The sequence below is a fragment of the Serratia sp. OLAL2 genome (assembly GCF_002752475.1).
Taxonomy (GTDB): Bacteria; Pseudomonadota; Gammaproteobacteria; order Enterobacterales; family Enterobacteriaceae; genus Serratia; species Serratia bockelmannii.
Genome location: NZ_MSTL01000003.1, coordinates 116,919 through 131,935 on the forward strand (window position 1 = coordinate 116,919; position 15,017 = coordinate 131,935).

General features: G+C 59.9%; 13 protein-coding genes. 4 read left to right on the forward strand and 9 right to left on the reverse strand.

Annotation, left to right across the window (positions count from 1 at the left end):
* Position 1: 1 nt before the first annotated feature.
* Genes BVU99_RS04070 through agaR form a run of 5 tightly spaced genes read right to left on the reverse strand, consistent with a single transcriptional unit; the run spans position 2 to position 4,237 of the window.
* Complete coding sequence (locus BVU99_RS04070; RefSeq protein ID WP_025304087.1) at positions 2-895, reverse strand: PTS system mannose/fructose/sorbose family transporter subunit IID; 894 nt, start codon at positions 893-895, stop codon at positions 2-4.
* Positions 885-1,664 (reverse strand): PTS N-acetylgalactosamine transporter subunit IIC, encoded by a 780-nt coding sequence (agaW, locus tag BVU99_RS04075; protein ID WP_099817458.1) that lies wholly within the window; start codon positions 1,662-1,664, stop codon positions 885-887. Before agaW ends, BVU99_RS04070 begins: the two co-directional genes overlap by 11 nt.
* A gap of 14 nt (positions 1,665-1,678) precedes the next feature.
* Complete coding sequence (agaV, locus tag BVU99_RS04080) at positions 1,679-2,155, reverse strand: PTS N-acetylgalactosamine transporter subunit IIB (protein ID WP_019455696.1); 477 nt, start codon at positions 2,153-2,155, stop codon at positions 1,679-1,681.
* A gap of 1 nt (position 2,156) precedes the next feature.
* Positions 2,157-3,440 carry a D-tagatose-bisphosphate aldolase, class II, non-catalytic subunit gene (locus tag BVU99_RS04085; RefSeq protein ID WP_049208171.1) on the reverse strand — a complete coding sequence of 428 codons (1,284 nt, stop codon included), beginning with the start codon at positions 3,438-3,440 and terminating at the stop codon, positions 2,157-2,159.
* A 23-nt stretch (positions 3,441-3,463) separates the two neighbouring features.
* The gene (agaR, locus tag BVU99_RS04090) at positions 3,464-4,237 is read right to left on the reverse strand and encodes a transcriptional repressor AgaR (RefSeq protein WP_004931804.1); all 774 of its coding nucleotides are present in this window, start codon (positions 4,235-4,237) and stop codon (positions 3,464-3,466) included.
* Between the two features lie 503 nt (positions 4,238-4,740).
* Between agaR and BVU99_RS04095 the strand changes: the two genes are divergently transcribed.
* The gene (locus BVU99_RS04095; protein WP_049208173.1) at positions 4,741-5,961 is read left to right on the forward strand and encodes an MFS transporter; all 1,221 of its coding nucleotides are present in this window, start codon (positions 4,741-4,743) and stop codon (positions 5,959-5,961) included.
* 183 nt (positions 5,962-6,144) lie between these two features.
* Here the strand turns inward: BVU99_RS04095 and BVU99_RS04100 are convergent, their stop codons facing one another.
* Positions 6,145-6,258, reverse strand: a complete 114-nt coding sequence (locus BVU99_RS04100; protein ID WP_049232362.1) for a YmiA family putative membrane protein — start codon at positions 6,256-6,258, stop codon at positions 6,145-6,147.
* 388 nt (positions 6,259-6,646) lie between these two features.
* Positions 6,647-8,299 (reverse strand): multidrug ABC transporter permease/ATP-binding protein, encoded by a 1,653-nt coding sequence (locus tag BVU99_RS04105; protein WP_025304090.1) that lies wholly within the window; start codon positions 8,297-8,299, stop codon positions 6,647-6,649.
* Between the two features lie 178 nt (positions 8,300-8,477).
* Here BVU99_RS04105 and BVU99_RS04110 point away from each other — a divergent pair, with 178 nt between their 5' ends.
* The 3 genes from BVU99_RS04110 to lldD all read left to right on the forward strand — a co-directional run bounded on the left by BVU99_RS04110 (position 8,478) and on the right by lldD (position 12,487).
* Positions 8,478-9,398, forward strand: a complete 921-nt coding sequence (locus BVU99_RS04110) for a LysR family transcriptional regulator (RefSeq protein ID WP_049208175.1) — start codon at positions 8,478-8,480, stop codon at positions 9,396-9,398.
* A gap of 323 nt (positions 9,399-9,721) precedes the next feature.
* On the forward strand, positions 9,722-11,305 hold the full coding sequence (locus BVU99_RS04115) for an L-lactate permease (protein WP_043139775.1): 1,584 nt from the start codon (positions 9,722-9,724) through the stop codon (positions 11,303-11,305).
* Between the two features lie 42 nt (positions 11,306-11,347).
* Positions 11,348-12,487 (forward strand): FMN-dependent L-lactate dehydrogenase LldD, encoded by a 1,140-nt coding sequence (gene lldD / locus BVU99_RS04120; protein ID WP_025304093.1) that lies wholly within the window; start codon positions 11,348-11,350, stop codon positions 12,485-12,487.
* 1 nt (position 12,488) lies between these two features.
* Here lldD and BVU99_RS04125 read toward each other — a convergent pair whose 3' ends face one another.
* Both BVU99_RS04125 and BVU99_RS04130 read right to left on the reverse strand, forming a co-directional pair.
* A complete protein-coding gene (locus tag BVU99_RS04125) occupies positions 12,489-13,298 on the reverse strand; it encodes a MoaF C-terminal domain-containing protein (RefSeq protein WP_038629879.1) in 810 nt (269 codons plus the stop codon).
* A gap of 35 nt (positions 13,299-13,333) precedes the next feature.
* Positions 13,334-14,551 (reverse strand): MFS transporter, encoded by a 1,218-nt coding sequence (locus BVU99_RS04130; protein WP_043139766.1) that lies wholly within the window; start codon positions 14,549-14,551, stop codon positions 13,334-13,336.
* Between the last annotated feature and the right edge of the window lie 466 nt (positions 14,552-15,017).

A 15,017-nucleotide genomic window follows, 5' to 3' on the forward strand; every position in this document is an offset into this window, starting at 1 on the left:
CTCACAAAATGCCGATAAATTTGCCCACTACGCCAATCGCTACGGTGACGCCTATCAGCTTCACCGGTGAGAATCCGCGCTTCATCAGGAAGAAAATAAGCAGCGTGAAACACAGCGGCAATAAATTGGGCATCAACTTGTCCAGCACGTCGGTCTGCAAGGCCACGCTGGCCTTGCCGGCATGCATTACCAGCGGCGTGGACAGGTGCACATACGACGCCACCAGCGCGCCGATCACCGTCATGCCAACGATCGACGCGGCGTGAGAAATGCGCCGGGTGTGGGTCTTCAGCAGCGCCAGCGCGCTGGTGCCGGCCTGATAGCCGTAGTGCGCCAGCCCAAAACGCAGGCCGAAATGAAACAGGTTGAACAGCAGCAGGAAGACGATAGGCCCGAACAAGCTCCCTTCCAACGCCAGCGAAGCGCCTATCCCGGCACAGATCGGCAGCAGCGTCAGCCAAAATAGCGCGTCGCCGATACCGCCGAGCGGCCCCATCAGCGCCACTTTCACCGCGCGAATGGTGGAGATTTTCTCCTTGTTCTGCTCCATCGCCAGCACCAGGCCGGACAGGAAGGTGACGTCGAACGGGTGCACGTTGATAAATTCCATGTGCATCTTCATCGAGTTGGCCAGATCCTGCGGGTTGCGGTGGATCTTGCGCAGCCCGGGGATCAGCTGATACAGCCAGCCGCCCGCCTGCATGCGTTCATAGTTGAACGACGCCTGCAGCAGCAGCGAACGCCAGGCCATACGGTTGATGTCGCCGCGCGTCAGCGCCTCGGCGGGCTGGCTGTCCAGATAATCATCCTGCTCCACCTGGCTGGTGGCCAGCGCCTGCGCCATGCGCTGCTCGGCCTTTTGCGCCAGCAGATCGTCGGAATCGTTAAATGCCATCTTCGGCGTCCTCCTGCGGAGCGGGCCGGGCGGTCGCCTCTGCCGCGCCGCGTTGCGTGTTGAAGAAATCAATCAAAGCGATCGCCAGGGCGCCCAGCGCCACTGCCAGGATCGGCAGCTTGAGGAACGTGACCGAGATGAAACCGAGGATAAAATAGGCCACGTAGGTTTTTTTCATCATCACCTTCATCAGCAGCGAGAAACCGATCGCCGGCATCATGCCGCCCGCCACCGCCAGCCCGTCCAGCAGCCAGCCCGGCGCTTTCTGCACCATGGCGCTGGCCGCGTCGGCGCCGAAGTAAATCGGTAGGAACGCCACCACGAAATAGAAGATGAACAGGATGCTGATGCCGAGATAGTTCACCCGTTCGATGCCTCGCCAGTTCAGCTCTTTCACCATGCGATCGCAGCGGTGCATCATCGGTGAGAACAGCGTAAACAGCAGCGTGATGCAGCCCTGCACCGCAATCGAGAACGGCACTGCCACGCCGATCGCCACTTTAGGATCGGCCTTGGTCAGAATGGCGAACGCGGTGCCGATCACCCCGCCGATCACCACGTTCGGCGGTTGGGCGCCCGCCAGCGGCACCATCCCCATCCACACCAGCTCCAGCGTCCCGCCCACCAGCAAGCCGGTGTAGACGTCACCCAAAATCAGCCCCACCAGCGGCCCCATCACCACCGGCCGGTGGAAGTGGGTTAGACCGTCGAACAGGTCAACCCCCGCCAATCCGGCCAACAGCGCAATCATTAACGCATCCGTCAACATGCTTCCCCCCAGGCTCAAAAGAGCAATTTGCCGATCGCCTCACCCGCTTCATCCGGCACCCGGCGCACTTCGCACTCCACGCCCAGCGCCGCCAGCGCGCGGAACGCGGCCACGTCGCCGTCGTCCAGCGACACCGTTTTGTGCACCTGCCGCTTCCCCTCGGCGAAGTGCATATTGCCGACGTTGACGAAACGGATCGGCACCCCGCCGCGCACCAGCGTCAACACGTCCTGCGGTGTTTTGCACACCAGAAAAATCTTCTGCCTGTCCGCCGCCTTGTGGATCACGTCGATGGTTTTCTGCAGCGTGAAGTAGCGGGTCTGCACCCCTTCCGCCACCACCATGTCCATCAGGTTCTGCTGCACCGGATCGGCGGCGGCCTCGTCGTTGGCCACCACCACCAGGTTGGCACCGAGGGTATTGGTCCAGGTCACACCCACCTGGCCGTGCACCAGGCGATTGTCGATGCGGGTCATTAAAATGTTCGGCATGTCAGCGGCCCTCCGGGTAACAGGCGGCGTGGTAATCGTCGAGCACCTGCGTCACTTTATGCAGCACCCACTCCTGCGGATCGGCGCTTAATTCGCCGGCGTTCAGCGCCCGCGCCTGATCCGGCAGGTACTGGCTGAGCAGCGCCAGCGGTGCCGGGCTGCGGCGCAGGTTGTCCAGCAACCCGTCGACGGCCTGCTGCACCTGCGGCTGCGGCCAGTAGTAACGCACCCGATCGCTCAGGCTGTAGTGGCGATCGAGATACTGCTGGTGCGGCGTGCCGTGGTAATAGCGGCTCCACTGCTGCGGCTGCTCGCGCATCACCTGCTCCAGCGTGGCGCACAGCTGCGCCGACTGGCGTTCCCCCAGCCATTCACGCTCGATGCGATCGAGGGCGAACAGCGCTTCGCGCAGCGCGAAGGTCAGCGCCGGCCCCACCTTCAGGATGGCGAAGTGATCGCGCACCAGTTGGCGGTAGGCCTGCGGTGGTTGGTAGTCCGTAGAGTGCGCTTCATAGATCATGCCCGGCTGCCTTTCGATGAAGTGGCTCAATGCGTCGGCGCGCTGCGGTTGGTAATGCTCAACGCTGTGGTGATCGAACTCGACGCCCGGCTGTACCACCAGCGCGATAGTTCGCTGCCAGGCATCGTTCAGCTCGGCTTTTTGCCAGGCGATGCGGTGCGTTTCCAGCGTTTGCGCCACCGCCTGCGGCGTGGTGACCTGCAGACCCGCCAGCGCCTCCTGCGCGCCGCCCGGGACCGGCACTTCGGTGCCGATTACATAGACCGGCGCTTCGCCGCCGCTCTGCGCCCAGGCCCACTCCGCCACCGCGCACAGGCGCGCCGCACGCTCGGCGACCGTGGCATCCCCCAGGGGCGAGGGATCGCCGGCGCACGACATGGAACAATCGAGGTGAATTTTGCGAAATCCGGCGCGAACGTAATCGTCGATCAAGGTTTCCGCCAGCGCCATCGCCTCCTGAGCCGGGCGATCTTGCCAAGCGTTGGGCCCCAGGTGATCGCCACCCAGCCACACGCGCTCGCGCGCCAGGCCCACTTCATCCGCCAGGCGCCACAGCGCATCGCGGAACTGGGCCGCCGTTTGGCCGGTATAGCCGCCGAATTGATTAACCTGGTTAGACGTCGCCTCCACCAATACCGGCGTGCCGCGCGCTTTGGCCTGCCGCAGCGCGGCCTTCAGAACCCAGGGATGGGCGGAACAGACGGAAAAGATCCCGACCGGCATACCGGCCTTGTGCTGCTCGACAAGCTGTAACAACTGCTGCATGAAGCCCCCATGCAGGCGCCCTGCTACCGATCGGCGATGATGACCTCCACGCCCAGCTCGGTTAACGCCCGCTCGTAATCGTCCGGAAGACGGCTGTCGGTGATCAGCCGATGGATTTGTCCGGCTTCGCGAATCATGCAAAAGCTCTTGCGACCGAATTTGCTGGCATCCGCCACCGCGATAATCTCGCGCGCCACCTCGCACATCACGCGATTGAGGTGCGCCTCACCGGGGTGAGGCGTGGTGATGCCGGCGCTCAGATCGAACCCGTCGACGCCCAAAAACAGTTTGTCGAAGCGGTACTGACGCAATTGCTGCTCGGCAGCCGGACCGTAGAGCGAGTAAGAGTTGCGGCGCACGCTGCCCCCCAGCACCATGACTTCCACCCCGTCGTTTCCCGAAAGCTCGTAGGCAATGTTCAGCGCATTGGTCATCACCACCAGATCGCGCCGCCCCTTCAGGAACGGCACGATCTGCGCGGTGGTGGAACCGGAATCGAGGATCAACGCATCGCCATCGCGCACATAGCCGGCCGCCGCATTGGCGATCAGCGTTTTGACGTCGCGATTCAACCGCCCTTTGTCCCGCAACGGCCGATCGAAAGCGAATTGCTGATTGAGCATTGCGCCGCCGTAAGCGCGCAGCGCACACCCTTTTCGTTCCAGAAAGCGCAGATCGTTGCGGATCGTCACCGTGGATACCGCAAACTGTTTGCTGAGCTGCTCCACGCGCACGCTGCCGTGCTCGCATAACAGATCGATAATGTGTTCACGTCGCTTTGCGGTATTCACTGGCATGAGCTGCGGTCCTCAGGTTTCCGGCATCGCCGGGGAGAAGATGGCTTTCGCTCTACTGCGCTGGCATTACAGCAAAGCGAAAGCAATGAAATTGTGATCGGGCTTACAGCCCCGTTTTAGCAAAAAAACCGCCAAAAAACCTTTCGAATCGAAACGAATCGAAAAGCAAAAAGTGGAATGGGAGAAAAATGAAATGCCATGACGAGCGCTAGCCCCCGGAGCGCTGAGACGTGGGCTGCACGGAAAGCGAAAGCGGCGCATGGTGCGCCCCACGCCATGACTTTTAGTTCACTCCGTGACCAGGATCACATAATGATAATTATCCTGCGGCCGGCGGGGATTAACCGCCACCATCCCGCCGGGCCATCCCCTTGTCAGTACGAGCCATCTTCCCTACACTTGCGATCAGATATCGGCCCCTTGTCGGTACGTAAGCGTTAACGTCAATCAACGCATCACGCCATGCAGCGCTGATTGACTGCATGCCCTGGTGCGAGGAACCCATGCCGCAACCCGCTTCATCCCCAGCGTCCACCGCGACCCCGCGTCGCCGGTTACACCGCCCTATTTTGCTGATCGTCGGCATTATGCTGATCGCGGCCAACCTGCGCGCCGCCCTGACCAGCGTCGGCCCGCTGCTGGAGCAGATCCAGCAACAGCTGGCGTTGTCCGCCACCGCCGCCGGCCTGATCAACTCACTGCCGCTGATCCTGTTCGCCGTTCTCTCGCCGCTGACCCCAGCGCTGGCGAAACGCATCGGCATCGAGCGCACCCTGGGCCTGGCCCTCGCGCTGCTGGTCTGCGGTATCGTGCTACGTTCCCTGCCGCAAGACGCCATGCTCTGGCCGGGCAGCGTCCTGATCGGCGCCGCCATCGCCTTCGCCAACGTGGTGCTGCCAACGCTGGTGAAAAGAGATTTCCCACATCGCGCCGCCGCGATGATCGCTGCCTATGCGGCGGTGATGTCACTGGTTGCCGCCATCGCTTCCGGCCTGGCCGTGCCACTGGCCTCCCTGGCCAACCTCGGCTGGCGGTTCTCTTTGCTGTGTTGGGGTTTGCCCGCGCTGCTGGCGCTGTTGGTGTGGCTGCCGCAGCTGCGGCGCTCCGCCACCCCCGTCGCCAAAGAGCCGCAGCCAACAGAGCTGCAACGCTATCGCTCTCCCTGGGGCAGCGCACTGGGTTGGCAAGTAGCGATGTTCATGGGGCTGCAATCGATCGCCTTCTACACCATCATCGGCTGGTTCAGCGCCTTTGCCGCCAGCCACGGCACCTCCGCTCAGCAGGCGGGTTTCGAACTGTTCGTTTACCAGGTGGTGGCAATCGTCGCCAACTTTGTCATGGTGGTGATTTTGCCGCGTGCGCGCGATCAGCGGGCAATAGCGTTGGGCAGCTCGCTGCTGATCTTCATCGGCGTCGGGGGATTATTGGTGCAACCCGCCAGTTCACTGGTGTGGCTGACGTTTGCCGGGTTGGGGGCGGGGAGTTCGCTGGTGCTGGCGCTGTCGTTCTTTGGATTGCGCAGTCAGCATCATCATCAGGCGACGCTGCTGTCGGGTATGGCGCAATCCGTCGGTTATCTGTTAGCGGCGCTGGGGCCCACCCTATTTGGCTTACTGCACGATCTGACGGAAGGCTGGCGCTGGCCGTTGATCGCCCTGCTGTGCCTGACCGTCTTGCAAATGCTGTTCGGCGCGTTGGCCGGCCGCAGCCGCGTGATCAGCTAACGCTGCGGCGCGATGGGGGCCGCGCCGCCTCAGAGTCGGTGTCCTGCCATAAATCTTCAATAAAGGCGCGCTGCTCATCGCTCAGCACCCATGACGGCGGAATTTTGGACGGTGCGCGACGCTCAGCGCCCTCACGGTTTTTAGCCTGCTTTTTGTTCACGAATCGCCTTCCTGCTTAACCTGCTAACTCAGTAACCAGTAAATCACGGCGGCGGTTAACAGCCAGAATAGCCCGCTACCGATAAACACACACAGCCATGCTCTACGTTTGATATCAGATCCATCCTTGCTCACCACAGCGCCCTCAACCAATAGATTAAACCATTCAAACATTAATTATCGATCTGTTTTAACGATCAATAAAGTCGTTTTTTCCTATGGAAATTTAAAAAACAGCTGCTAGCCATAGATCTGCATTACCGCCCTGGTAAGAACGGCACCGTGGATATCACTGTTATCGGCAGGCGATAACTTGAATTGATAGGCGAACGAACGTGCAGTGTGTCATACCTTGAAAGGTCAAAATTAAACCACTGGTAAATAATTCAACTATCAATTATTTGACTGGCCGTAAGCCAAATCGACAACAGACAGCGCTAAAGGCGGGGGATAAAATGAAACGACATACTGGGGTCATACGAAGAGAAGCACCGGCCCGCTTTGGTCTCGCCCGGGCCGGCGTGAGTTAACCGATTCTGCTGACGGAATCCCGGCTGGCATGTTCACGCTCGCTGCCGGTCAGCTCACGTAAATGACCCGAGCGCATCTCAAGCAACCGATCGGCGTATTCGAAATAGTGATCGTCATGGCTGATGGCAAACACCGTTTTGCCCAGCGCACGCAGTTCTGGCAATAGTTCACGATAGAAAATGCGCCGGAATTGCGGATCCTGATCCGCGGCCCATTCATCCAACAGCAAGATATCACGCTGTTCCGCCACCGCCAGCAGCAAAGCCAGACGCTTGCGCTGCCCCTGCGACAGTTGCGGGTTGGTCACCCTGGTGCCGTCGAACTGCAGTTTGCTTTTCATATTCAACCGCTCGAGCCAGGCGGCGACCAGCTTCGCATCGGGTTCACCGCCTTCCGGCCCTTGTAAACGATCGAACTGATGAAAATCGGTGAAAATCGCCGAAAATAGCCGGCGGTAGTCCGGCATATCCGCCGCGGTCTGGGCGACGCCATCCAGCACGATGTGGCCGCTCACCGGTCGGTACAATCCGGTCAACAGCATCGCCAGCGTTGACTTGCCGCTGCCGTTGCCGCCGATCAAAAAGACCAGCTCGCCACGCCGCAGCGTCAGATTAAGCGGCCCGACGGCAAAACCGGGCTGCTGTTCCTTATCTGCATAGTGAAAAACCACGTCACGCAGCTCCAGCGTCTGCCAGGAACGGCAGGCGGCGACAGGGAACGCCGGTTGGTACTCGGCCAAGTGCAGCGTCTTCAGCTTGTTGAAGGCGACTTCGGCGCTGACCAGCGTCGGAAACGCCCCCACCGCCTGCAGTAATGGCGTGCGCAAGAACAGCAGCGTCAGGGAATAGGTGGCAGCCACCGCCGAGTCCGCCCATCCCAGGCTGTTAGCCATAAAGAACACCAGCCCAATCGCGCCTAACATCATGATATTTGACCAGTTGAGCGCACTCAAATGGAAGGTATCGGCGCGAATGATATGGTGGCGGTAAGCTTGCGCATCGGGTTGATAGGTCTGTTCGTACAGCGCCTGCGCTCGCTTGCGGTTTAACGTCAGTTCCTTGCGACCGTCAATCACCGATTCGTAATGATGATAGAGACGCTCTTCCGACTCGCGCAAACTGGCCATATGGCGATAAACCCGCGAGACCAGGCAGCCGCTGCCCACCACGGTGACGGCGACCCACACCGCCGTCACCGCCAACATTTTCGGCGATAACCACCCCAGATAGGCCGCCGACCCCAAGGTTAAAATCACCCCTTGCACCAGTTCGGGCAAGCGCACGAAGGCGACGGTGATATTGCGGACATCGCTGGACAGGCTCGCCAACAATGAGGCGCTGCCTAACTGTTCAAGGCGTTCAATATCGGTATCCAGGATGCGCTTCACTAACTGCCCGCGCAGGCGGTAGACGAAGTAATGGCCCAATGTCGTCAGCGCCAATTGCGATCCCAGCGTGACCGCCATCAGCAATGCCAGCAGGGCGAGAAACATTGGCAGTACGGCCAACGCATCGCCGCCGGCGTCCATCAGGTATTGATTGATAAACGCAATAATACCGATGCCTAAGCCGGCGCTGGTCATGGTCAATGCCATAACCGCCAGAAATGGCCAACGATACTGGTGATAAACCACCCGTAGCAGTTCCATGAAAAAACCTCTGAAGTCGCGATCTGGCAGGCATTGTAAGCGGCACGAGAATGAGATCAAGACGAATTCTCATTGCTCGCGCAGCCTCTGATTTCGACGCCAAGGGCATTTTGATGATTGCTTATTGAAACGAGAGACTTACACTGACGCCTCTATCCGCTGAAGGGAACAGCCGATTATGCTCGCCACTCACGAATACGCCAACGACCTGATTCTGTTCGCCCTGATTGTCGACTACGGCTCGTTCAGCAAGGCCGCGGAGAGCGCCGGCATCACCAGTTCGGTGGTCAGTAAACGCATCGGGCGGCTGGAGAAATCCCTGGGCGCCCGGCTGCTGTACCGCACCACGCGCAGCCTGACGCTGACCGAAAGCGGCCAGGCGCTCTACCAACAGGCCAAAGAGATCGGCGCCAAAGTGCAGGAGGCACTGTACGCCGTCAGCGAAAAAAGCGAAGAATTAACCGGTACCATCCGCATGTCGGTGCCGACCATTTCGGGCGAGCTGCTGCTGAGCGAGAGCGTGGCGGAGTTTTGCGCACTGCATCCCAGTCTAAAGGTCGAAATGCGGCTGGAAAACCGCTTCGTCGATCTGGTGGAAGAAGGCATCGATCTGGCGATCCGTACCGGCACTATGCCAGATTCGAGCCTGATTGCCCGGCCGATCTTCGATTCCCGCTGGGTGATCGTCTGCTCGCCGGGCTATTTGGAAAGCCACCCGGAACCACGCAGCGCCGAAGACCTGCTCGGCCACAATTGCCTGACCTACACCTACCAGGAGAGCGGCACCGCCAACTGGCTGATGAAACGGCCGGGGCGCAACGAAATCTACGAGCTGCAGGTTAACGGCAACCTGTCGGCCAACAATGCGCGGGCGATCCGCAAAGCGGTGATCGGCGGCCACGGCATCGCCATGGTGCCGCGCTGCATGGTGTATGAAGATTTGCAGGACGGCAAACTGACGGAGATCCTGGCCGGCCACTGCGGCAAGGTATTGGGTATTTATGCCGTTTATCCTTACACCCGTAATCTGCCGTTAAAAACTCGCCTGCTGATCGAACATATCATCGGTTCCTACCAAAATATCAGCCACTACTTCTGAATGGTCCTCTCTGATTATTTCCCCGCTGCCGCAAAAGACCGCGGGGATTACGGCATTTTTGGACATAATCTATTGAACATTAGCGCCTAATTAATGTGAGCTCGCGCACTCATCACACAGCAAAGATCCCTATCACACTGATTTTAAATCAATTAATTTAACCCCTTCTACCGGCGATTTTCTCACCGCCGACGCCGTTCGCCGATGTTAAAAAATTACCGCATGGCATCGTCACCAACGTTGTGATTAGAATGAAAACGTTGCGGTAATTAACCTTTCAGCTACATATCTCTGCCCATAAAAATAATAACCCTGAGGATCTTATGCCCCTGCTTTTTAGTATTGCGCCCATCGTCCTGCTGATTTGGATGATGACCAAAAGGAATGGCGTGCCCTCTTACCTCGCCCTGCCGCTGACGGCCGCCGCGGTATATGCCGTACAGCTCCTGTGGTTCGATGCCTCGCTGCGGCTGCTGCATGCGAATATCATCACCGCGCTGGTGTCGACGCTGACGCCGATCACCATCATCGCCGGCGCCATCCTGCTCAACAAACTGATGCAGGTAAGCGGCGCGGAAAACGTGGTGCGGCGCTGGCTGGAAACCATCAGCCCCAATCCCGTGGCTCAGCTGATGATTATCGGCTGGGCATTCGCCTTTATGATCGAGGGTGCCAGCGGCTTCGGCACCCCGGCCGCCATCGCCGCGCCGATTCTGGTCGGGCTGGGCTTCAACCCGCTGCGCGTCGCCCTGCTGACGCTGGTAATGAACTCGGTACCGGTCTCCTTCGGCGCCGTGGGCACCCCCACCTGGTTCGGCTTTGCCAATCTCGGCCTGTCGGACGCCAGCCTGCTGGAGATCGGCCGGCAAACCGCGCTGATCCACTTCATCGCCGGCTTCGTCATTCCTCTGCTGGCGCTGCGCTTTATCGTTTCCTGGCAGGATATCCGCCGTAACCTGCCGTTTATCCTGCTCAGCGTGCTGAGCTGCACCCTGCCCTATCTGCTGCTGGCCCAGGTGAACTATGAGTTCCCGGCGCTGGTCGGCGGCGCCATCGGCCTGGCGCTCTCGGTGCTGCTGGCACGCGGCGGCATCGGTCTCGCCCGCAGCGACAAACTGCAGAACGCCGGGCAGGCGGTGCCGTTCTTGCAGGTGGTCAAGGCCATGACCCCGACCCTGCTACTGATTGCTATTCTGATAGTGACGCGCGTGCATCAGTTGGGCCTGAAGGCGCTGCTCAACAACACCACGCTGCTGTGGCAGGAAAACCTCGGCTGGCTCGGGGAGCTGCGCATTAGTCAGGCGCTGATCGTCGAACTGCAGCAGGTACTGGGCACCTCCGCCGCCGCCGGCTACAAAACGCTGTATGTCCCGGCGCTGATCCCGTTCCTGTTGGTGGTGGTGCTGTGTATTCCGCTGTTCCGTCTGAATGGCGGCCAGGTGCGGCAAATGTTCAGCGAAACCGGCGGGCGCATCGCGCGGCCCTTTATCGCGCTTTTCGGCGCGCTGGTGATGGTCAACCTGATGATGCAGGGCGGCGACAACGCGCCGGTGATCCTGATCGGGAAAGCGTTGGCGGCGCTGACCGGCGAGAGCTGGCTGCTGTTCTCTTCGTTCCTCGGTGCGCTGGGCTCGTTCTTCTCCGGTTCCAATACCGTTTCGAACCTGACGTTCGGCGGCATTCAGCAATCGATCGCCCAGAGCAGCGGCCTTGACGTCAATCTGACGCTGGCCCTGCAGTCCGTCGGCGGCGCCATGGGCAACATGGTGTGCCTGAACAACATTATCGCGGTCTGTTCGATCCTCGGGATCGGTAACGCCGAAGGCAAAATCATCAGAAAGACCGTGCTGCCGATGCTGGCGTACGGCGGGATTGCGGCCGGTATGGCAGCGATCCTCACGCTCTGACTGAACACTCGTTATCGCAAGCAAGACAAGAAGGTAAACACTATGATCATCTCCGCGTCAACCGACTACCGGGCCGCCGCCCAGGCCAAACTGCCGCCGTTTCTGTTTCACTACATCGACGGCGGGGCCTACGCGGAGCATACGCTGAAGCGCAATACCGCAGATCTGGCCGATATTGCCCTGCGCCAGCGCGTGCTGCGCAATATGTCCGAACTCAGCCTGGAGACCACGCTGTTCGGCGAGCAGCTGGCGATGCCGGTAGCGCTGGGGCCGGTGGGGCTGACCGGCATGTACGCCCGCCGCGGCGAAGTGCAGGCCGCGCGTGCCGCGGCCAAAAAAGGCATTCCGTTCACGCTGTCCACCGTGTCGGTCTGCCCGATCGAAGAGGTAGCGCCGGCGATCGATCGGCCGATGTGGTTCCAGCTCTACGTGCTGAAAGATCGCGGCTTTATGCGCAACGCACTGGAGCGCGCCAAGGCCGCCGGCGTGAAAACGCTGGTGTTTACCGTCGACATGCCGGTGCCCGGCGCCCGTTACCGCGACGCCCACTCGGGAATGAGCGGCCCTAACGCCGCCCTGCGCCGCGTGCTGCAGGCGTTTACCCATCCGCAGTGGGCCTGGGATGTCGGCCTGTTCGGCAAGCCGCACGATCTGGGCAACGTCTCGGCCTACCGCGGCAAACCGACCAGCCTGGAAGACTACATCGGCTGGCTGGGCGCCAACTTCGATCCGTCGATTTCCTGGAAAGATCTGGAGTGGATCCGCGAATTCTGGGACGGCCCGATGATCATCAAAGGCATTCTGGATCCGGAAGACGCCAAAGACGCGGTGCGCTTCGGCGCCGACGGCATCATCGTCTCCAACCACGGCGGCCGCCAGCTGGACGGCGTGCTGTCGACCGCGCGCGCCATGCCGGCGATCGCCGACGCAGTGAAAGGCGACATTACCCTGTTGGCCGACTCCGGCATCCGCAGCGGCCTGGACGTGGTGCGCATGATCGCGCTGGGCGCCGACAGCGTGCTGCTGGGGCGCGCCTTCGTCTATGCGCTGGCGGCGGCGGGCGAAGCCGGGGTGGCCAACTTGCTGGATCTGATCGACAAGGAAATGCGCGTCGCTATGACGCTCACCGGCGCGAAATCCATCACGGAGATCAACGCCGGATCGCTGGTCAGAAACGCCTGATTCACAGCGGCTGCACGCCCTCCGGGTACGCGTTGTAGCTCATCTTGCTGATGAATGCCCCGGCCGGTGACACCAGCACCCGGCCGGCGGCGTCCAGCCCGAGGAAGGTGCCGGTGCAGCGTCCGGAGATAAAGTCGAAGAAGAACACCGAGCACACCGGGATAATCTTTTCCCGGAAGGTGAACAGGAACATCTCATCCTCAAACTTGTAGTAAGTGGCGTAGTCCATGTCGCCGTGGCCGAACTGTTCGCCGCGCAGGTTTTGCCAGGCGTAGCGCTCGGTGTTGACGTAGAAGTGCTCGTAGTAATGGTTGGGGCTGTAGACGTTCAGCGTGCGATAGCCGATCAGCTCGCGGGTCAAATGCGGTGCGATGCCGCCCGGCGTGACGCCTGCAATCAGCCCAACGTGGAAGCTTTGCTTGAGGCGAGACCCCTTTTCTACCGCATGTTCAGGCAGTAGCGTGCTGCGCACCAGCAGCGCCCGGCCGCTGTCGCGGTTGAGCACCAGCGTCAGGCATTCGTTGCCCGGCGACTGCAGCGGAATATTGAAGAAATAGCGTGCGGCGGAGGTTTGCACCTCTTCGTAAGCGTCCTCGCCGCTCTCCCCGCCCCAGGCCCAGAGCACCCGCTGCCGATCGGCGCTGAAACGCAGCGTGAAGTCCCCGCCGTCTTCAAAGGCGATCTGCAATGTTTTGCCGCGCCAGTCCTGGGTGCCCGGCAACCGGTTGGTGTCGATGCCGCGTGCGAAATCGTCGTAATTCTTCCAGTCCGGTTCGGCATTTTGATTCAGTACGGATTGTTCTGCTGACATCTTCGCTCTCCTTGATTGAATGGGATAAAACCGTCTTACACGTCGGCAACGCTCGCCGGTTTCACCGTTCTGCGGCTCACCACCGCGGGTGCAGTTTCATCGAGAAAACAGCTCAGTACGCCGGCGCAGACCGCGCCGGCAGCCGCCAGCCACATCACGCTGACCAGGCCATAGCGATCGGCGATCAGCCCGGCGATAAACGGCGCCAGGCAGCCGCCAATCACCTCGCCGATCCCCATCACCAGCCCCAACGCGGTGGCGATGCGTGCCGGCGACACCGTTTCCGACGGGATAGTGGCCATAAACAGCGTGAAGCAGCCGAGGCCGGTATAAGACAGGAACACCAGCACGCCCAGCAGCCACGGGTTGTCGACGTAGCTCAGGAACAGCGGGCAGCACACCGCCAGCAGCGAAAAGAAAATCAACGTCGGTTTGCGCCCAAGGCGATCGGAGATCGCCGGTACCGCCACGCCCCAGAAGACCCAGGCGGCGCCGATGGCGCTCATGATGCCGCCCATCGTGCCTTCACCGAAGCCACGGTCGGTCACCAAAAAGTTAGGGGTGAAGGTAATGATGATCATGAACCAGGTGACGAACACGCAGGAAATCAGAATGCACAGCGCCACGTTCTTGATTTTGAACAGCTCGCCGTAAGCGGCTTTGCCCGCCGCCTTACCGGTCGCCGGCGCGGCGATAAAGGCGGGATCTTTTTTGCCGTTCACATGGCGATAGATCAACCACGCCAGAATGATGCCCGGCACGGCGGTCAGGTGAAACGCCATGCTCCAGCCCCACTTCTGCGCCAGATAGATGATCAGCGGCGGCGCGATAATGCCGCCCAGCAGCCCCGGCGCCGCGCCCTGGATCAATCCCATGTTGAAACCGCGGCGCTGCGGCTGCGATTTTTCCACCATCAACGATTGCGCGATCGGCAAAACCGGCCCTTCGGCGATCCCCATCAGCGCCCGGAAGATCAATAGCATGGCAAACCCGCTGACCAACCCCGACAGCGCGGAGAACAGCGAAAACACCAGGATCGACAGGATCAGCATCGGTTTGCGGATATTAAAGCGATCGGCTATCGCCCCCAGCCCCGCGCCAGACAGCGCCCAAGTCAATGCCAGCACCGCCGACAGCGTGCCGAGATGCACGTTGCTGAGCTTGAGGTCGGCGGCAATCATCGGAAACAGAAACGAGATGGTCAGACGATCGACGAACACGCAGCCGAAGACGAAAAACAAAATAATCAGCAACCGGTTCTCTTCACTTAATGCGCGGCGAGGCCCTGGCGATGTATTCATAGCGTCATTTGTCCATAAGTTAACTTATGAATGGCGACCCGCCATGGCATAAGTGTATTAAGCGCTCGGCCAAGAGAAACATTGGCCCTCCGTCACGACAACAACTCATTAACATATTAATGACATAAAATTATCGCAAGCCGGCGGTCTGTCAACCGGCGCTTTCTTAGAGACGAATGAAGTTTTTATCCGGTACTATTTTAAAATAGAATTATCACAATCAGATATTTTATCACTTTGTTTTTACAGACAATAAAATAATAACGGGTATTTTCCCGCGGTTAAAAACGCCTATTTTCACGCCATCTGTGAATAATCTCACCATTAACTCTTCAGGTTTATTAATTTGTTATCCCCTTTCAGTTAACGATAGGCAGCATTCGGATTCGTTTTTATCTATTGAATAATTTCGTTTTAT